The 18,109-nt window shown below is 55.2% G+C and carries 16 protein-coding genes; 5 read left to right on the top strand and 11 right to left on the bottom strand.

Annotation, left to right across the window (positions count from 1 at the left end):
- The first annotated feature begins 92 nt into the window (after positions 1–92).
- The 3 genes from rsuA to ACOTXR_RS08455 all read left to right on the top strand — a co-directional run bounded on the left by rsuA (position 93) and on the right by ACOTXR_RS08455 (position 2,636).
- Entirely contained in the window at positions 93–800 is a 708-nt protein-coding gene (gene rsuA, locus ACOTXR_RS08465; RefSeq protein WP_014884592.1) for a 16S rRNA pseudouridine(516) synthase RsuA, read from the top strand.
- Between the two features lie 15 nt (positions 801–815).
- Positions 816–2,012 carry a Bcr/CflA family multidrug efflux MFS transporter gene (locus ACOTXR_RS08460; protein WP_014884591.1) on the top strand — a complete coding sequence of 399 codons (1,197 nt, stop codon included), beginning with the start codon at positions 816–818 and terminating at the stop codon, positions 2,010–2,012.
- 279 nt (positions 2,013–2,291) lie between these two features.
- Positions 2,292–2,636, top strand: coding sequence for a YejG family protein (locus ACOTXR_RS08455; protein WP_421767016.1), 345 nt, complete (start codon positions 2,292–2,294; stop codon positions 2,634–2,636).
- A 3-nt stretch (positions 2,637–2,639) separates the two neighbouring features.
- Here ACOTXR_RS08455 and yejF read toward each other — a convergent pair whose 3' ends face one another.
- The 9 genes from yejF to ACOTXR_RS08410 all read right to left on the bottom strand — a co-directional run bounded on the left by yejF (position 2,640) and on the right by ACOTXR_RS08410 (position 14,231).
- Entirely contained in the window at positions 2,640–4,229 is a 1,590-nt protein-coding gene (yejF, locus tag ACOTXR_RS08450; protein ID WP_058691095.1) for a microcin C ABC transporter ATP-binding protein YejF, read from the bottom strand.
- 1 nt (position 4,230) lies between these two features.
- A complete protein-coding gene (locus ACOTXR_RS08445) occupies positions 4,231–5,256 on the bottom strand; it encodes an ABC transporter permease (RefSeq protein ID WP_058691094.1) in 1,026 nt (341 codons plus the stop codon).
- Entirely contained in the window at positions 5,256–6,350 is a 1,095-nt protein-coding gene (locus ACOTXR_RS08440) for a microcin C ABC transporter permease YejB (RefSeq protein ID WP_032636009.1), read from the bottom strand. The genes ACOTXR_RS08445 and ACOTXR_RS08440 overlap by 1 nt, the downstream gene beginning before the upstream one ends.
- Before the next feature lie 9 nt (positions 6,351–6,359).
- Positions 6,360–8,165 (bottom strand): extracellular solute-binding protein, encoded by a 1,806-nt coding sequence (locus tag ACOTXR_RS08435; protein ID WP_058691093.1) that lies wholly within the window; start codon positions 8,163–8,165, stop codon positions 6,360–6,362.
- Between the two features lie 74 nt (positions 8,166–8,239).
- Positions 8,240–9,796 carry a cyclic di-GMP phosphodiesterase gene (locus ACOTXR_RS08430; protein ID WP_222834603.1) on the bottom strand — a complete coding sequence of 519 codons (1,557 nt, stop codon included), beginning with the start codon at positions 9,794–9,796 and terminating at the stop codon, positions 8,240–8,242.
- A 127-nt stretch (positions 9,797–9,923) separates the two neighbouring features.
- Positions 9,924–10,493 carry a bifunctional murein DD-endopeptidase/murein LD-carboxypeptidase gene (gene mepS, locus ACOTXR_RS08425; protein WP_014884584.1) on the bottom strand — a complete coding sequence of 190 codons (570 nt, stop codon included), beginning with the start codon at positions 10,491–10,493 and terminating at the stop codon, positions 9,924–9,926.
- A gap of 414 nt (positions 10,494–10,907) precedes the next feature.
- On the bottom strand, positions 10,908–11,621 hold the full coding sequence (locus tag ACOTXR_RS08420; RefSeq protein ID WP_014884583.1) for a phosphatase PAP2 family protein: 714 nt from the start codon (positions 11,619–11,621) through the stop codon (positions 10,908–10,910).
- 33 nt (positions 11,622–11,654) lie between these two features.
- Positions 11,655–12,641 (bottom strand): CobW family GTP-binding protein, encoded by a 987-nt coding sequence (locus tag ACOTXR_RS08415; protein ID WP_014884582.1) that lies wholly within the window; start codon positions 12,639–12,641, stop codon positions 11,655–11,657.
- Between the two features lie 123 nt (positions 12,642–12,764).
- Positions 12,765–14,231, bottom strand: coding sequence for a mannitol dehydrogenase family protein (locus ACOTXR_RS08410; protein ID WP_058691090.1), 1,467 nt, complete (start codon positions 14,229–14,231; stop codon positions 12,765–12,767).
- Positions 14,232–14,436: 205 nt separating this feature from the next.
- On the opposite strand from ACOTXR_RS08410, the gene uxuA reads away from it, so the two are divergent.
- Positions 14,437–15,627, top strand: coding sequence for a mannonate dehydratase (gene uxuA / locus ACOTXR_RS08405; RefSeq protein ID WP_014884580.1), 1,191 nt, complete (start codon positions 14,437–14,439; stop codon positions 15,625–15,627).
- A gap of 117 nt (positions 15,628–15,744) precedes the next feature.
- Here uxuA and yeiP read toward each other — a convergent pair whose 3' ends face one another.
- Positions 15,745–16,317, bottom strand: coding sequence for an elongation factor P-like protein YeiP (yeiP, locus tag ACOTXR_RS08400; RefSeq protein ID WP_014884579.1), 573 nt, complete (start codon positions 16,315–16,317; stop codon positions 15,745–15,747).
- Positions 16,318–16,478: 161 nt separating this feature from the next.
- Between yeiP and ACOTXR_RS08395 the strand changes: the two genes are divergently transcribed.
- Positions 16,479–16,733: a YkgJ family cysteine cluster protein gene (locus ACOTXR_RS08395; protein ID WP_023330932.1), complete on the top strand. Its 255-nt coding sequence runs from the start codon at positions 16,479–16,481 to the stop codon at positions 16,731–16,733.
- On the opposite strand, the gene setB is transcribed toward ACOTXR_RS08395, so the two are convergent.
- Positions 16,730–17,911 carry a sugar efflux transporter SetB gene (gene setB, locus ACOTXR_RS08390; protein ID WP_058691089.1) on the bottom strand — a complete coding sequence of 394 codons (1,182 nt, stop codon included), beginning with the start codon at positions 17,909–17,911 and terminating at the stop codon, positions 16,730–16,732. The two genes, ACOTXR_RS08395 and setB, sit on opposite strands and share 4 nt — an antisense overlap.
- Positions 17,912–18,109: the final 198 nt, after the last annotated feature.

The following is an 18,109-nucleotide window of genomic DNA, read 5'->3' as shown; positions in this document are numbered from 1 at the left end:
CGCAACCAGACCATTATACTGAACCGTTCCTGACTGCTTCTTTTTCGGACGCACGGTCCGACTTCCAGCACCATTAAGGCTAAAAAGATTTCATGCGACTTGATAAGTTTATCGCTCAGCAACTCGGCGTAAGCCGCGCTATTGCCGGGCGCGAAATTCGCGCCAGCCGCGTTACCGTGGATGGCGACATTGTGAGAGACAGCGCTTTCAAACTTCAACCTGAGCATCAGGTTGAATACGACGGCAATCCGCTGACCCAGCAGAACGGCCCGCGCTACTTCATGCTCCACAAGCCGGAAGGCTACGTCTGCTCAACGGACGATCCCGATCACCCGACGGTACTCTATTTCCTCGACGAACCGGTGGCGCATAAGCTCCATGCCGCGGGCCGCCTCGACATCGACACCACCGGGCTGGTGCTGATGACCGACGACGGGCAGTGGTCACACCGTATTACTTCCCCACGTCACCACTGCGAGAAAACCTATCTGGTCACGCTGGAGTCGCCGGTTGCGGATGACACTGCAGAGCAATTCGCGAAAGGCGTTCAACTACATAATGAAAAAGACCTGACTAAACCGGCGGTGCTGGACGTGATCACGCCGACGGAAGTCCGTCTTACCATCAGCGAAGGGCGTTACCATCAGGTTAAACGCATGTTTGCCGCAGTGGGTAACCGCGTTGTCGGTCTGCATCGCGAACGTATTGGCGCAATCGCGCTCGATCCCGACCTGGCGCCTGGCGAATATCGCCCGCTGACGGAAGAAGAGATCGCCAGCGTCGGTCTGCCTTCGCACTAATTTCAGGAGATTTCTGTGACCACCAGGCCACACTCGTCGTTCAAAATTGTCTTCATTCTTGGCCTGCTGGCCATGTTGATGCCGCTGTCTATAGATATGTATCTGCCCGCGCTGCCGGTCATTTCCGCGCAGTTTGGGGTACCTGCTGGCAGCGCACAGATGACGCTCAGCACCTATATTCTCGGCTTTGCTCTCGGCCAGTTATTGTACGGCCCGATGGCCGACAGCCTGGGGCGCAAACCGGTTATTCTGGGCGGAACGCTGGTCTTTGCCGGGGCGGCGGTGGCCTGCGCGCTGGCGCAAACCATCGATCATCTGATTTTCATGCGATTTTTGCACGGTCTGGCCGCTGCTGCAGCGAGTGTGGTGATCAACGCCCTGATGCGTGATATCTACCCGAAAGAAGAGTTCTCCCGCATGATGTCGTTTGTCATGCTGGTGACGACGATTGCGCCGCTGGTGGCTCCGATGGCCGGTGGGGCGGTTCTGGTGTGGTTTAGCTGGCATGCGATTTTCTGGATCCTGGCGCTGGCTGCACTGCTGGCCTCGGCAATGATTTTCTTCTTTATTGATGAAACGCTTCCTGCCGAGCACCGCCAGAAATTCCACATTCGCACCACAATAGGTAACTTTGCCTCGCTGTTTCGCCACAAGCGCGTGCTGAGCTATATGCTGGCAAGCGGGTTCAGCTTCGCCGGGATGTTCTCCTTCCTGAGCGCCGGGCCGTTTGTTTATATCGAGCTGAACCATGTTTCTCCGCAGCACTTCGGCTATTATTTTGCGCTCAATATCGTCTTCCTGTTTGTACTGACTATTATTAACAGCCGCTTTGTCCGGCGGGTCGGCGCGCTGAACATGTTCCGCGCCGGGCTGTGGATCCAGTTTGTGATGGCTGTCTGGCTGGTGGTCAGTGCATTCCTGGGAGTGGGCTTCTGGGCGCTGGTGATTGGCGTGGCGGCCTTTGTGGGCTGCGTGTCGATGATATCCTCAAATGCGATGGCGGTGATCCTCGATGAATTCCCGCATATGGCGGGAACCGCATCGTCACTGGCGGGGACGTTCCGCTTCGGCATTGGCGCCATCGTCGGGGCATTACTGTCTATGGCGACCTTCACCACGGCCTGGCCTATGCTATGGGCGATGGCGTTTTGCGCAACCAGCTCCGTCCTCTTCTGTCTTTATGCCAGCCGGCCACGGAAAGCGGCTCATTGATGAGCAGATAAGGCCCGACAGGGCCTTTTTTGTTGATACATATCAACCAAACCCGCGTTCGTTTATCCCGTGTTTGTTTATTTTATGTAAAATCTATTTATGTAAAAAGTCACATCATTGTATTCAAAAAGGTTGAGTTAGATCGCAGAAACGGGTACATATAGCGCCGACGCGAACCTCTATACCGATAAAAAAGCGCTGAATAGTGCAGGTTAGCGATGATGTGTTACTATAAATGTAAATAAATTGTGAAGTAAATTTTGCTTCCGGGGAACGAACGTGAATACATTACAACTCTCCATTGTCCATCGCTTGCCCCAGAGCTATCGCTGGTCGGCGGGTTTTGCAGGTTCGAAAGTTGAACCGATTCCGCAAAACGGCGCGGGCAGTGACAATTGCCTCGTGGCGTTCAAACTGTTGAGCCCAAGCGACGAAAATGCGTGGCGGGTGATGGAGCGTCTCAGTCAGGCCCTGACGGATATCGAAGTGGACAGCTCCGTACTGGAGTGCGAAGGCGAGCCGTGCCTGTTTGTTAAAAGCCAGGATGAATTTGCCGCCACCTGCCGTCTGAAAAACTTTGGTGTTGCGATTGCTGAGCCTTTTTCCGGCCAGTACCCGTTCTGAGCGCTAGTCTGCTGCCAGCAGCTGGCGCGTGTAGCTCTGCGTTGGCGCAGTAAATACGCGCTGGCATTCTCCCTGTTCGACCACCTCACCCTGTCGCAAAACAATCACCTGATGGCATAGCGCCCGCACCACCTGCAGATCGTGGCTGATGAAGATATAGGCCAGCCGATGCTTTTCCTGTAGCCATTTCAGCAATGCCAGAATCTGCGCCTGGACGGTTCTGTCCAGAGAGGAGGTGGGTTCATCCAGAATAATCAACTCCGGTTTCAGGATCAGCGCACGGGCGATGGCGATACGCTGGCGCTGCCCGCCGGAAAATTCCGCAGGATAACGGTGACGGGTATCGGGATCTAAGCCCACTTCGGCCATCGCCTGTATGACCTCCTGCTCACGCTGCTGCGCGTTCAGGCCGGGCTGGTGAACGCGCAAACCCTCTTCGACAATCTGCAATACGCTGAGCCGCGGGTTAAGTGAGGAGTTGGGATCCTGAAACACCACCTGCATACGCGGGCGCACCGGCAACATCTGGCGGCGGTTCCAGCGGTGCAGCGGCATGTCGTCAAAAAGGATCTCGCCCTGAGAGGCAATTAAGCGCAGCAGTGCCAGACCGGTGGTGCTTTTACCCGAACCGGATTCACCCACCAGCCCCAGGGATTCACCGGGACGCAGCGAGAAGCGGATATTTTTGAGGACCGGGTTTGGGTCGATGATACGCCGCAGAATGCCTTTGCGGATCGGGAAGGAGACGGACAAATCCTCAACGCGCAGCAGCGGAGTGCTGTCCGCCGTGAGCGGAACCGGGTCGCCGGAAGGTTCGCTGTTGAGCAGACGCTGCGTATAAGGGTGCTGTGGCGCGTTTAGCAGCGTGGATGCGCTATTCTGTTCAACGCATCGGCCGTTTTGCATGACCGCGACGCTGTCCGCCAGCTTTTTCACAATACTCAGGTTGTGCGTGATAAACAGCAGGCTCATGTTCAGCTCGTCGCGCAGCTCCCGCAGCAGCGTCAATATTTGCGCCTGCACCGTCACGTCCAGCGCCGTCGTCGGCTCGTCGGCAATTAACAGTTCGGGCCGGGTGAGCAGAGCCATAGCAATCATCACTCGCTGGCGTTCACCGCCGGAGAGCTGATGCGGAAAATCATTCAGCCGTTTGGCCGCATTGCGTATGCCCGTCCGTTCAAGACAATCCAGTATTTCCCCCCGCGCAGCCTCTTTGCGCATGCCCCGGTGCAGAGACAAGACTTCATAGAGCTGTTTCTCCAGGGTATGCAGGGGGTTGAGAGAGACCATGGGCTCCTGGAAGATCATGGCAATTTTATTGCCGCGAATACCGCGCAGGGTATGTTCGTCGGCATGAAGCAGTGAACTGCCGTGAAAAAGAATATCCCCCTGCGGATAGCTCGCCGGTGGTGAAGGCAGCAGCCGCAGGATAGAGAGCGCTGAAACACTCTTACCTGAACCGGATTCCCCCACCAGGGCCAGCGTTTCACCGCGCTGGATCTGCAGCGACAAATCGGTGACCACGGTGCGCGTCTCACCCTGTTTCGAGAAAGCAATCGACAGGTTATCAATACTGAGAAGAGGCTGGGTCATCTTATACCGCCTTATTGGGGTCAAAGGCATCGCGCACGGCTTCGCCAATAAAAATCAGCAGCGAAAGCAGCACGGCCACGGAAAGAAAGGCGGTGATGCCTAACCACGGTGCCTGAAGGTTATTCTTGCCCTGCAGCAGCAGTTCGCCGAGCGACGGTGAGCCCAACGGCAGGCCAAAGCCCAGAAAATCCAGCGAGGTGAGGGTGGTAATGGAGCTGCACAGAATAAACGGCAGGAAGGTGAGCGTGGCCACGACGGCATTAGGCAGCATATGGCGGAAGATGATCCCCCGGTCGCTCACCCCAAGCGCCTGCGCGGCGCGAATATAGTCGAAATTGCGGGTGCGCAGGAACTCCGCCCGCACGACACCCACCAGCGCCATCCAGCCGAACAGAACGGTGATGCCGAGCAGCCACCAGAAGTTCGGCTGTACCACGCTGGACAGCAGGATGATCAAAAATAGCGTTGGCATACCGGACCAGACTTCGATGATACGCTGGCCCCACAGGTCAATTTTCCCGCCGTAGTAGCCCTGAACGGCACCCGCCACCACGCCCATCACGCTGGAGAAGATTGTCAGCATCAGCCCAAAGAGAATTGAAATCCGTGTGCCATAGAGAATGCGTGCCAGCACATCACCACCGTTAGCGTCCGTCCCCAGCCAGTTTTGCGTCGAGGGTGGGGAAGGGAAGGGGGTCGTGGTGGCAAAGTTTATGCTGTTCGCACCAAAACGCACCGGCGCCCAGAGGGCCCAGCCGTGCTGCTCAATCTGCTGGCGCAGCCACGGATCCTGATACTCCGCCGGTGTTGCAAACGGGCCACCAAAGTCGCTTTCGCTGTAGTTAGCCAGCACCGGCACATACCAGCGGTCGTTAAAATGCACCAGCAGCGGTTTGTCGTTGGCGATAAGCTCCGAACACATGCTCAGGACAAACAGGACGGCAAAAATCCACAGCGACCAGTAGCCGCGACGGTTGTAGCGAAAACGGGCCCAGCGGGCCTGGTTGACGGGGCTTAAACGCGGCATCAGCGGCCCTCAAAATCAATTCGGGGATCGACCAGCGTATAGCTGATATCGCTGACGATATTCAGCAGCAGGCCAATCAGGGTGAAAATATAGAGTGTGCCAAACATCACCGGATAATCACGCGACACGGTGGCCTCATAGCCCAGCAGCCCCAGACCGTTGAGCGAGAACATCACCTCTATCAACAGTGAGCCGGTAAAAAACATACTGATGAACGTGGCGGGAAATCCGGCAATCACCAGCAGCATGGCGTTGCGGAAGACGTGTTTCCACATAATCTGCTTCTCGCTGACCCCTTTGGCGCGGGCCGTGACAACATACTGCTTGCGGATTTCATCGAGAAACGCGTTTTTGGTCAGCATGGTCAGAGCGGCAAACCCACCGATCACCGTGGCCAGAACCGGCAGCGTGATATGCCAGAGATAGTCGGTGATTTTCTGATACCACGGCAGCGTGCTGAAATCGGCGGAGACTAAACCTCGTAGCGGGAAGATGTCGAAATAGCTGCCCCCGGCAAAGAAGACGATCAGCAGGACGGCAAACAGGAACGCCGGGATGGCATAGCCGATGATGATGAAGGTGCTGCTCCAGATATCGAAGCGGCTGCCGTTGTAAACCGCTTTACGGATCCCGAGCGGGATAGAGACCAGGTAGATAATCAGCGTTCCCCACAGCCCCAGCGTGACCGAAACCGGCAGGCTTTGCTTGATCAACGTTAACACTGACGCACTGCGAAACAGGCTATCGCCAAAATCAAAGCGGATATAATCCCAGAGCATCTTGAAATAGCGCTCGTGAATGGGCTTATCGAAGCCGTAGCGGTGGGTGATCTCGGCGATCACCTCAGGATCAAGCCCGCGCCCGCCGCGATAGTGGCTTTCACTGATATTCCCCACGCCGGTACGCGCATGGCTCGCGCCCATGCCTTCGCCGCCGCCGCCGGGCATGCCGCCGTTGTTACCAAACTCAATAGCAGCAATCGCCTGATCGACCGGGCCGCCGGGGGCGATTTGCACGATAAAAAAGTTAATGGTGATGATGGCCCACAGCGTGGGAATGACCAGCAGCAGACGGCGAATCAGATAGGCACCCATGATGATTCCTTATCGCCGCTCAGCGGGCAGTCTGGCGGCTTTATTGACGTCATACCACCAGGTGTCAAAGCCCAGCGAGTAGACAGGGCGCACGGCAGGTACGGAGAATTTATCCCAGCGTGCCAGACGGTCTTCGCCCATATACCACATGGGCAGCATGTAGTAGTTCCAGGTTAAGACCCTGTCGAGGGCACGGCCGAGCGGCAGGAGTTTTTCTTTATCGCCCTGCGCCGCCACAATTTTCGCAATCAGCGCATCAATCGCCGGGCTTTTTACGCCTGGCGCATTGTATGAGGAGTCGATGTAGCTGGAAGCCCAGGAAATTTGCAGGTCCGAGCTCGGCCACGGCTGGGCGGGCCACAGACGCTGCATCATGTCGTAATCACGGCTGCGCATGCGGTTGGTGATCTGTGCGTTATCAACCTGGCGAATGTTCATGGTAATCCCCAGTCGCTCCAGGTTGTGCTTAAACGGCAGTACCCACTGATCGTTGCCCCCGGATGAGAGCAGCAGCTCAAAGCTGAGAGGCTTACCCGTTTTGGCATCCACGCGCTTTTGATTTTTAAGGTGCCAGCCCGCCTCATCCAGCAGCTTGCTGGCCTTCAGCAGGTTGTCGCGGTCGTAGCCGTCACCGTTTGAGGCCGGGGGCTGAAAGACCGTGGTAAACACCTCCGGCGGCACTTCCGCCTTCAGCGGGGCCAGCAGAACCAGTTCGTCGGCTTTCGGATAATCACGCGCGGCATATTCCGTATTCTGGAAATAGCTGTTCGCACGGCTGTAAGCCCCGTAAAACAGCGCTTTGTTCATCCATTCAAAATCAAAGGCCAGGGAAATCGCTTCCCGAACGCGGCGGTCAGCGAATACCGGACGCTGAATATTAAACGCCAGCCAGCGCGTGTCCTGGGCGGATTCGTTTTTATGCTCGTCTTTAACGATATAGCCTTTCGCGAAATTCTTGCCGATATAACGGGTCGCCCAGTTTTTCGCGCTGCTCTCCACGCGTAAATCGAAGGCGCCCGCTTTGAACGCTTCAAATGCGACATTATCGTCAAGGTAGTAATCATAGCGAAGGGTGTCGAAATTCCAGCGCCCACGGTTTACCGGCAGGTTTGCCGCCCAGTAATCTTTCACCCGGGAATAGACCACGTACTGCCCCATGCGCCAGTCGGTGATGCGGTAGGGGCCGCCGGCCAGCGGCGGCGTGGAGAGCGGGTCGCTGAGCTTATGATTTTTCCAGAACGATTCAGGCATAACCGGCAGCGAAAACAGGCTGAGCATATTCTCTTTATTCGGCTCGCTCAGCTCGATGCGCACGGTCAGGGGGGCAATGGCGCGCACCGTTGCGCCTTTATACACAATGCGGAACTGGGGTACGCCTTCGGTCATAAATTTATGAAACGTAAAGGCCACGTCGCTGGCCTTAACCGGCGAGCCATCGTGAAAACGGGCCCGGGGGTTGAGCGAAATTTCGGCCCAGGCGAAGTTATCCGCATAGCGGACATTATCAGCAATCAGCGGATAGTAGCTGCCGGGTTCATCATCGGAGGTCACAAAAAGCGTATCGTAAAGGGATTCCGTTCGCGCCGCCGCGACGCCACGCAGGGCGAAGCGGTTAAAGTTGTCAAATGTTCCCGTGGCGGAGAGTGTGACCTTTCCGCCTTTGGGGGCGGCAGGATTGACGTAATCGAAGTGCGTAAAATTGACCGCGTACTTTGGCTCGCCAATCACGGCGAACGCGATGTTTTCTTTGATGGTTTGCGCCTGGCTCGACAGGCTTGCTAATACCAACAAAAGCAACATGAAGCGCATAAACATCTCGCGGCGGCTCCCTTTTTTACAGACCGGCTCAGTTAAGCTGAATAATAAGTGACGTCACGGGCAATGTGAAATTATTCGGCCTGAGACGACACCTTATTTTGCCAGGTGCGGAACTGTTCCAGCGGCATAGGACGGCTAATCCAGTATCCCTGCAGGAAGTGGACGCCATGCTCACGCAGCCAGGCTGCCTGTTCCGGCGTTTCCACCCCTTCCGCAACGGTTAACATATTCAGCTTTCTTGCCAGCGTCAGCACAGCATCCAGCACCGGAGAGGTGACGGTTTCGGTGCCAATTGCGTTGACAAACCCACGGTCGATTTTCAGGTAGTCCATGGTGAAATGTTCAAGATAGATCAGCGCACTGTGGCCGGTACCGAAATCATCAATGGCGATTTCGAATCCTTCGTTATGTAGCCATTCGAAGAGGCTGCTGGCTTCCCGATGGTTAAGCATGTCGCGCTCGGTGATCTCCAGCACGATCTGGAAGTAATCTGGCGGCAGTAAGCTTTTGAAGGTGCGCATATCATCTTTGAAGCTTTCCGCATGCAGATGCCCCGGCGCGATATTGATCCCCAGCTTTGCGCCCGGCGGCAGCACGGTTTGTAACACCGGCGCATTGCGAATGATGAGGTCAAACAAATGCAGCGTCAGCGGGACAATCAGCTTTTGCGCTTCGGCAAAATTGATAAAGGCGTCCGGTGGGATCTCACCCATGGTCGGGTGTTTCCAGCGCATCAGCACTTCAACGCCCCGCATCTGAAGTGCATCCGTATCCACCACTGGCTGATAAACCACATAAAACTGACCGCGCTTGATGGCGCTCAGAATTTCTTTGCCCGGGTTGAGACGCAGGGTGAGGATGTAGAAGTTAAGCGATCCTGCCGCAATCCCGCATAACAGGCCGAAGAACAGGGCGAAGAGGATCTCGTCGCTCGTCCACTCCCTGGCGTACAGTTTGATGGTGAGAGGGACCTCTGTGAGCGTCGCGGTGCGCGCGGGCGTTTGATGTAAATCACTCGCCCTGACGAGGGTGCTTGAGGAGGTGGATAGTGCATTGTCGCCGATGATAATCGCGATGCCGGCAAACTCTTCCTGGCGCGCGGTATAAAGCAGGTACGGCGTCAGGTTGAGATTCACCGAGGTGAATACGCCGCCGTCCTTCACTAACGGATTACGATACCAGATGGCAATGGCGGGTCTGTTGGGCAGCATGGGCGTGCCGGGCAGCAGCGCGATATCAATCTGCTTGTTGATGTGCAGTTCGGGTATCAGCTCCTCCATCGGCGTATTCATCGGCCCTGTGGCTGACGAGCAGAACGCCATTTTGTTTCTGACCAGCAGAAAGGCGCGCACGTTGATGCTGAAGGCCGCGCGCGAGGTAAGCTCCGCGTTAACGTCCTGGCAATTATTCAGCGTGAGCGGCTGGAGTACGTCGATCGAGGTTTTCAGCTCCTCGAAATAGTTCTCCATGTAGATGCTCACATCCTTAATTAGCGTATCGAATCGGATTTCCCGCTTATGGTAGCTCCAGAAAAATTGCAATGAGCCCAGTAGGATAGCCGCGATCAGGCCGGTAATAATGCTGAAGAACAGTATCTTGCGATGACTGGCGAAGTAGCGGGTGAGCATAAACGTCGTGATTCCTGAATTGCCGCTGATTATATTCAGTGTAACGGGCAAAAAAAAGCACCGCCTAAGCAGTGCTTTTTTTTATTATATCGCCAGCCAAGGGATAACCAGCGATACAATCATGATATTAACTGCGTGTCAGTACGCGGCGCGCTTCGTTGTAGCGCTTCTTCCAGTACGGTTCGTTCATGCTGGAGATGGTGACGCCGCTGCTGGTGGAGGCATGTACAAACTGGTCATTACCAATGTAAATGCCAACGTGTCGACCTGTTGAACCAGCACGGAACAGAACTAAGTCACCGGTGCGCAGCTTGGTGCGGGAAATTGACTTGCCCATCTCCTGCTGTTCGTAGGTCGAACGCGGAAGATCTAATCCAAATTGCTCACGGAACGTACGTTGTACAAAACTGGAACAGTCAATACCTTTTTTAGTATTGCCGCCAAGACGATAACGCACGCCTTTCCAGTCAGCATACTGGTCCATAATACGGGACTTCACGTCCAGATTACGTACCATATTTTCAAATTCATCCTGAGAAGCTTGCAGTGAAGAGGAATCTTCCGTTCCCACAACACGCGTCTCAGGATGCATATTCTTTGCGGTGTTCGATGTACTACATGCAGATAACAGTACCGCGACTGCTATCGCCGGGATCCCCCGTAAGATATATCTCAGAAACGGTTGAGATTTGACCATTTTGTTTATTTTCCCTTGAAGTCCTTAACGACAAATATCGTTATAAAAATGCCAAACGTGACGAGACTAATTATCTGTACACAATGAGACAATTGTTTCTGATGACATTTGTGGCACAGCGCACAAAATTATTCACCATCGAAATAATTATCCCTATGGGGCAAAACGAGTTCGAGATTAACCGATTGCCTGGGGTATTGCGAGTAAAAAAACCGTTTTTTTTATAAGAAATTGTGATACAGAAAGTAAAAATGGGCAATTGCTCAAAATAGCGGCAGATCCGCAGCGTTATCGCGCAATTGCTTCATTTTTATCATGAATACGATGACGAGAATATGACAGCGTGAAAGGATCGGGGGACGTGATCTATCAGGGATCGCAATGATCCCTGACGATTAACGTTAAAAACGGTAGTTATTTGTTTAATACTTGTTGCTTTCTGCGCGGGAGATAGCGATCAAAAACGGCAATCAGGCGATCGCTCAAGGGGGTCATCAGCACCCACGGCAGACCAATCAGCACTGCTGAAAGAGAACCCACGACAATATCCGTCAGCCAGTGAGCGCCAATCATCACGCGCGGGAAGGCAAATATCACCACAATAAGCAGGGCAATAGTGAATGCCTTCTTGCCGAAATAGCGCAGCATGAAACCTGAAAAAATAAGCAGCATCATGCCGTGATCGCCCGGAAAACTGTCTTTCGACGCATCTTTCGTTGGAATATGCAGCAATTCGCTGACGCGGTAAATATTCGGGAAAGAGAGCGACGGGCTGGCGCGTTTTACCGGCATCAGATGTTGCGCCAGCTGATTAATAACCACCGCAGCCAGAAGCATCACCAGACCGATGATCAGGATACGGCGACGCCCTGTGCCATCCTCTTTGAGCCAGAAAGAGAGCATCAGACCGCCCATCGCCAGCAAGGAAATGCCGTCGAAGGCGCGGTTGTTGGTGATTGCCACCAGCCACAGGAACGCATCGCTCTTCACCAGCGCCTGGTTGAAGAAATGAAACAGGCCTGAATCCAGCGGGAACCAGAAACCGTGATTCGCCGGGATATACCAGGAGAAAAACAGCGCCAGACCGGCGACATTAAGCAGTAATATCAGGGGAAATCGAGTTGTCATAACGTTCAGCATAGAGTGAAAACTGGTGCAACGTTAGCCGCCTGAACTTAAACGAAGCTTCAACAGGCTGGACTGCAGGGCATTCCAGTCGGCGTTAACCGCACTAATTAACTCTATTCGGCTATCCGGCGGCGCGACGTTTTGCGTTTCGATAAAGAAATCCTCGCCCTGACGGTTGATCCGCACCAGCCCGTCTGGCGTGCGCATAATGCCTTTTACGCGATCAACCGGCGCAAGTCTGGCCCACTCAAGGATGCCTATGGTGTCGAAAACCGTATCGGCATCGAAAATCCATCCGCAGGCCTGATATCCCTGGCCGCTGTTCAGATTACGTCGCCAGCGCTGGTGCTCTGGCAGGCTAAGCGCCGCCAGTCCCTGTTTAACGGGATGGTGATGAGCATGCTCTGCGCTGGCCGGGAGTTCCGCCAGATTCTGGCGAGGCAGGTCGAGCAGGGCGCTATCGATTTTTCCCTGGGTGGTCTGCACGCGGGTACGATTGCCGCCGAAATGTTGCCACCACGCCTCAAGCGCGGCCTGGCTTTCCGCCGTGGCGCGATCTTCTTTATTAGCGACAATAACGTCCGCCGAGGCGAGCTGATCGCGGAAGTTCTCATTGGCCACCGCTTTTTCATCAAGCAGCAGACGCGGGTCGAGCAGGCACAGGGTGGCGCGCAGATCGATCCACGGCTCGTAGACCGGTGCGGTCAGCAAATCGAGGATCTGCTTCGGATGGCCCAGACCGGTAGGCTCAATCAGCAGGCGGTCCGGTTTACCCTGACGCAGCAGCGTATTGAGCCCGACCTGCATCGGCAGGCCATTGACGCAGCACATGCACCCGCCGGGGATCTCTTTAATCATTGCGCCACTCTCTGACAGCAGCGCACCATCAATGCCCACTTCGCCAAATTCATTGACCAGTACGGCCCATTTCTCTGCAGGATCTTTATTCGCCAGCAGATGGAGAATTGAGGTGGTTTTACCGCTGCCGAGAAAACCGGTGATGAGGTTCGTTTTGGTCACATGCACTCCAGTCGAGAATTGTGATGCTATAACACTATTCTCTTATCCTGGCGAAAAACGTACCCAATGAGAAGGGGAAGGGCGAACGGAGGCGACGTCCGTTCGCGTTAAGCGCAATAATCGTTAAATATTTAACGTTTCTATAACAGCCTGACGGGCGCCGCGGCGGGTGATGCGCGCGTATGCCTCGCTTACCGCCTCAACAAATACGCTATTCTGGGGGAGATCGTGGCCAAAGACCTCGCTCAGCTCCAGCAGCGCGTTAACGCGGTCAGCGTCGCGGCTGGCCCCGACAATCGCGCGAATTTTATCGCTGAGGGGATCGCGAACATCAATCGCGTTGCCGCGTTCGTCGATACCGCTGACGTACCGTATCCAGCCGGCAACGCCCAGTGCCAGAAGAGGCCAGTCGGTGTTTCGCTCAAGGTGGATGCGGATGCCATCCAGCATCCGTTGCGGCAGTTTCTGGCTACCGTCCATCGCAATCTGCCAGGTCCGATGTTGCAGCGCCGGGTTGGCGAAGCGCGCAATCAGGCTGTCGGCATAGGCGGTCAGGTCCACATCCTTTATACGCAGCGTAGGCGCCTGCTCCTCCAGCATTAACCGCCGGGCGGCTTCACGGAAGGCGGCATCCTCCATACATTCATTAATATGCGCGTACCCGGCGAGGTATCCCAGATACGCCAGGAAAGAGTGGCTGCCGTTGAGCATGCGTAATTTCATCTGTTCCCACGGCAGAACGTCCTGCACCATCTGGACACCTGCCACTTCCCACTCCGGACGCCCGGTAACAAAATTATCTTCCACCACCCACTGAATAAACGGCTCGCAGCTGATGGCACACGGATCGTCGACGCCGAGCGCATCGGCGATTTCTGCAAGCGAGGCCTCCGTCGCCGCGGGAACAATTCTGTCTACCATCGTGCCCGGAAAACTCACGTGGCTTTCGATCCACTCCGCCAGCGCCGGGGAACGTTTCTGCGCCATACCAAGCACGGCATTTTTCACCACGTGGCCATTGTCAGGAATATTGTCACAGGAAAGCACGGTAAACGCTGGCAAACCTCGCTCGCGGCGGCGATGTAGCGCCTCGACCAGGATCCCAGGCGCAGAATGCGGTTCGGCGGGGTTGTCCAGGTCGTGCTGGATCCGCGCGTTTTGTCGATCCAGCTTACCGGTCGCGGGATCGATGCAGTAGCCTTTCTCGGTGATGGTGAGCGATACAATCGCCACCTGGGGCTCACAAAATTTCTCAATAATGGCGGACAGGGAGTCAAGCTTTGCATTCAGGCATTCATGAACGGCGCCGACAATGATTGGCTGATTTCCTTCAGCACCTTTCTCCAGCACGGTAAACAGATGATCCTGCCCGCGTAGCTGGCCCATCAGCACATCGCCGCTAAAGAGGCTAATTTCACAAATCCCCCAGTCGCCGCCTTTTTCATTCAACACCCGGTTTGTTAACAGCGCCTGGTGCGCGCGGTGAAATGCGCCAAAGCCAAAATGGACGATCCGGGAGCGTAATTGCTTGCGATCGTAGCGAGGTTGCTGAACATGGGCAGGAAGCGAGGTGGAGGCAATTGTCTTCATGAAATACACACCTGATTAACCATTAATTAACAATGCCAGTGTAAAGTTATATGACAGCAAATAAAATTGGTGAGCCGTAAATATCCCCGTTCTGTGAGTTAGATCAATCAACGTGTGGCGGTATGTTGACCCTGTACGCTAAACATGTATGGTAGTCGTCATTGCGGTAACACATATTGGTATAACAACTTTAGAGGGTGAGGCAATGGAACAAACCTGGCGTTGGTACGGGCCGAACGATCCGGTTTCTCTTGATGATGTGCGTCAGGCTGGCGCAACGGGTGTCGTGACGGCGCTGCATCACATTCCTAACGGCCAGGTCTGGCCGGTTGAGGAAATTCAACAGCGCCAGGCGCTGCTGGCGGAGAAGGGATTAACCTGGTCTGTCGTGGAGAGCATTCCGGTCCACGAAGATATCAAAACCCATTCCGGGGATTACCAGACCTGGATTGCGAACTACCAGCAGAGCATTCGCAACCTGGCGGCCTGCGGCATTGATACGGTTTGCTATAACTTCATGCCTATTCTGGACTGGACGCGGACCGATCTGGAATACCCGATGCCGGACGGCTCAAAAGCGCTGCGTTTCGACCAGATTGCCTTTGCGGCATTTGAGCTGCACATCCTGAAACGCCCTGGCGCCGACGCGGATTACACCGCTGAAGAGCAGCAGCAGGCGCTTCAATGGTTTAATGACGCGAGTGCAGCGGATATTGAAAAGCTGACCCGCAACATCATTGCGGGCCTGCCGGGCGCAGAAGAGGGATACACGCTGGACCAGTTCCGCGCGCGTCTGGCGGAATACGGCGATATTGATAAGAACCAGCTGCGTGAAAACATGGCTTATTTCCTGCGCGCTATCGTACCGGTTGCGGAAGAAGTCGGCGTGCGTCTGGCCGTGCATCCGGACGATCCACCGCGTCCTATCCTCGGTCTGCCGCGCATCGTTTCCACTATCGAAGATATGCAGTGGCTGAAAGAGACGGTCAACAGCATCTATAACGGCTTTACCATGTGTACGGGCTCCTACGGTGTTCGCGCGGATAACGACCTGGTGCAGATGATTGAAGCCTTTGGCGATCGCATTCACTTCACGCATTTGCGCGCGACCTGCCGGGAGGATAATCCTAAGACCTTCCACGAAGCCGCGCACCTGGGCGGAGACGTCAATATGGTCGCGGTGGTCGATGCCATCCTGGCAGAAGAGGCGCGTCGTAAGCAGGCTGGCGATGTCCGTCCTATTCCGTTCCGCCCGGACCACGGGCACCAGATGCTGGACGATCTGCGCAAGAAAACCAACCCTGGCTATTCGGCGATAGGCCGACTGAAAGGGATGGCGGAAGTGCGCGGCGTTGAGCTGGCGCTGAAGATGACGAAATACCCGGAGCTTCTTTAAGTTCTGTTGCCCGGTGGCGCTACGCTTACCGGGCCTACAAAAAAACCGGCCTGAGAGCCGGTTTTTATGTTTTTGTAGGTCGGGTAAGGCGAAGCCGCCACCCGACAAACGCCGCGATCAGTCAGCGCGACCCATATAGCGTTTTTCTTCGATATGGATGCGGATCTTCTCGCCTGCGGAGAGGTATTCCGGCACCTGCACAACCAGACCGGTGGTCAGAGTGGCAGGTTTGTTGCGGGCACTTGCGGATGCGCCCTTGATGCCAGGTGCCGTCTCAACGATTTCCAGATCGACGGTCTGAGGCAGTTCCAGCGCCAGCAGCACGCCATCCCATGTCAGAACCTGCATGTCAGGCATACCGCCTTCAGGGATGAACAGCAGCTCTTCTTCAATCTGATCTTTGGTGAAGATATACGGGGTGTAATCTTCTTTATCCATGAACACGTACTCGTTGCCGTCGACGTAAGAGAAATCAACATAGCGACGGGTCAGGGTCACGGTATCGACAATATCGTCACCTTTAAAGCGCTCTTCCACTTTCAGGCCGGTACGCACATCGGCAAAACGCATTTTGTACAGCGTGGCAGCACCACGGGCGCTGGGAGCCTGAATGTCGATGTCTTTCACAATCAGCAGTTTGCCGTTGTAATTCAGTACCATACCTTTCTTAATTTCGTTCGCTCTTGGCATTGCAATAATCCTGTTTACGGGAGGTAAAAAATATCGCGCCAAATTACTCGTGCGCGGCCTTTCAGGCAAGCGGAATTCGTGGCTTTTGCTATCAACGCACAAAAGGTGTTACTGTGCGCCCGATGCCCGACTGCACGGGCTTCGTCACTGAGAGAGCATGTATGGATTGTCGTCCAGATTGCGGCGCGTGCTGTACCGCTCCGTCCATTTCAAGCCCGATACCCGGAATGCCGGAGGGCAAGCCCGCCAATACCCGCTGTGTTCAGCTCTCTGAATCCAACCTGTGTATGATCTTTGGTTCGCCCCTGCGCCCGAAGGTCTGCTCCGGGCTACAGCCTGGGGTCGAGATGTGTGGCAGTTCGCGTGCGCAGGCGATGCTCTATCTGCTTGAGCTGGAAGCGCTCACCGCGCCTTAAACGTCTTTGATTCTCGCCAGACAGCCAATGGTCAGCGTACACATCACCAGCGCAATCCAGAACACCGTGTGGTAGTTCCAGATCTCAGCAACGACCCCGGCCATGGAGCCTGCAATAATCCAGCCCACGCGCGTGGTATTAGTATAAAGGGTGGTCGCTGAGCCTGCCTGGCCCGGCATCAGATCCTGGAAGTAGAGCATGCCAATCCCCGCCAGAATCCCGATATAGATGGCGTTCAGCAGCTGTAAAGCCAGCAGCAGCCCCGGCGTATGGACCGTCAGCATACCGACGTAGAACAGCAGCCCGGCGACGGCCGCGATGCGCATCAAAAAACGTTTTCCGAAACGCTTCGCGTAATAGCCCGCTATCAGCATGGTCGGGATCTCCAGACCAGCAGCGGTGCCCATCATTATGCCGGCCAGTTTCTCCGGCAGATGCAGTTCATCAATAATAAACAGCGGCATGTTAATGATATACAGGCTGTTGGTGCCCCACATCAGCGTGCAGATAATAAACAGCAGCAGGGCATCGCGACGATTACGGCGCGGGGCCTCCAGGACGCCTGTCGCCACTTTGGGCTCTTTGCGCATTGACGGCAGGAAGCACCACACCATCGCACCGCACGCCACAAACGCGACCGCCGCGCTCAGGTACATCACCGTAAAGCCAAACCCCATCGCCAGCGCGTAAGCCAGCGGCGGGCCAATCACCCACGCCAGCGACACCTGAGCACGTAGGACCGAGCTGAACATCACCGCTTCACGCCCGGTATGGTCGGCATGCTCGCGGGCGAGGGCAAACAGCTGCGGGTTGGCGGTTGAGCCAAAGCTGCTCAGAAAAACCCCCACGAACAATAAAATGAAGTAGCTACGGTTCCAGGCAAACAAAACGCAGGCCAGGACGCCCATCAGGCAGCAGAAAACGATCAGGCTTTTACGATCGCCTTTTCGGTCGGAACGGCCCGCCAGGAACTGGCTTACCAGGATGCCGATAATGGCGCTCCCGGTAAAAAAGAAGCCAACCATCGCAGGACGGGCGTGAACCTCGTTGGTCAGGAATAAGCTCAGCGTTGGGGTTTGCAACGAGCCAGCAATGCCCGTGAAGAAGGCAACAATCAGGAACGCCGTTGACGTCAAATCGAAGGGCTTCGGCGAGGTGGCCGCAGGGGTGTTATGCATGTTTTATAATTAGCGAGTAACAGAGAGGGGCGGAGTTTACGCCGTTAGCTAAAAAATAAACAGTGGACGAGGTCAATGATGCCACGAAAAATCAAAATGGCATTTCAACTTCTCATCCTGCTGGCTGAACTTAGCTGAAACTCATTTGCTGAACTTCAGCAAAATTCAGCTGAATGCGGAAGAAATGTGCTGCATCTC

The sequence above is a fragment of the Enterobacter cloacae complex sp. IR53030 genome (assembly GCF_049238365.1).
GTDB classification, from domain to species: domain Bacteria; phylum Pseudomonadota; class Gammaproteobacteria; order Enterobacterales; family Enterobacteriaceae; genus Enterobacter; species Enterobacter kobei.
This window is presented reverse-complemented; position numbering and strand designations above follow the sequence as displayed.

What these genes read in the sequence shown, in the direction of transcription:
- rsuA (WP_014884592.1), top strand. Translation starts at nt 93, where the DNA reads ATGCGACTTGATAAGTTTATCGCTCAGCAACTCGGCGTAAGCCGCGCT.
- yejF (WP_058691095.1), bottom strand. Translation starts at nt 4,229, where the DNA reads ATGACCCAGCCTCTTCTCAGTATTGATAACCTGTCGATTGCTTTCTCG.
- ACOTXR_RS08445 (WP_058691094.1), bottom strand. Translation starts at nt 5,256, where the DNA reads ATGCCGCGTTTAAGCCCCGTCAACCAGGCCCGCTGGGCCCGTTTTCGC.
- ACOTXR_RS08440 (WP_032636009.1), bottom strand. Translation starts at nt 6,350, where the DNA reads ATGGGTGCCTATCTGATTCGCCGTCTGCTGCTGGTCATTCCCACGCTG.
- ACOTXR_RS08435 (WP_058691093.1), bottom strand. Translation starts at nt 8,165, where the DNA reads ATGTTTATGCGCTTCATGTTGCTTTTGTTGGTATTAGCAAGCCTGTCG.
- ACOTXR_RS08430 (WP_222834603.1), bottom strand. Translation starts at nt 9,796, where the DNA reads ATGCTCACCCGCTACTTCGCCAGTCATCGCAAGATACTGTTCTTCAGC.
- mepS (WP_014884584.1), bottom strand. Translation starts at nt 10,493, where the DNA reads ATGGTCAAATCTCAACCGTTTCTGAGATATATCTTACGGGGGATCCCG.
- ACOTXR_RS08420 (WP_014884583.1), bottom strand. Translation starts at nt 11,621, where the DNA reads ATGACAACTCGATTTCCCCTGATATTACTGCTTAATGTCGCCGGTCTG.
- ACOTXR_RS08410 (WP_058691090.1), bottom strand. Translation starts at nt 14,231, where the DNA reads ATGAAGACAATTGCCTCCACCTCGCTTCCTGCCCATGTTCAGCAACCT.
- uxuA (WP_014884580.1), top strand. Translation starts at nt 14,437, where the DNA reads ATGGAACAAACCTGGCGTTGGTACGGGCCGAACGATCCGGTTTCTCTT.
- yeiP (WP_014884579.1), bottom strand. Translation starts at nt 16,317, where the DNA reads ATGCCAAGAGCGAACGAAATTAAGAAAGGTATGGTACTGAATTACAAC.
- ACOTXR_RS08395 (WP_023330932.1), top strand. Translation starts at nt 16,479, where the DNA reads ATGGATTGTCGTCCAGATTGCGGCGCGTGCTGTACCGCTCCGTCCATT.
- setB (WP_058691089.1), bottom strand. Translation starts at nt 17,911, where the DNA reads ATGCATAACACCCCTGCGGCCACCTCGCCGAAGCCCTTCGATTTGACG.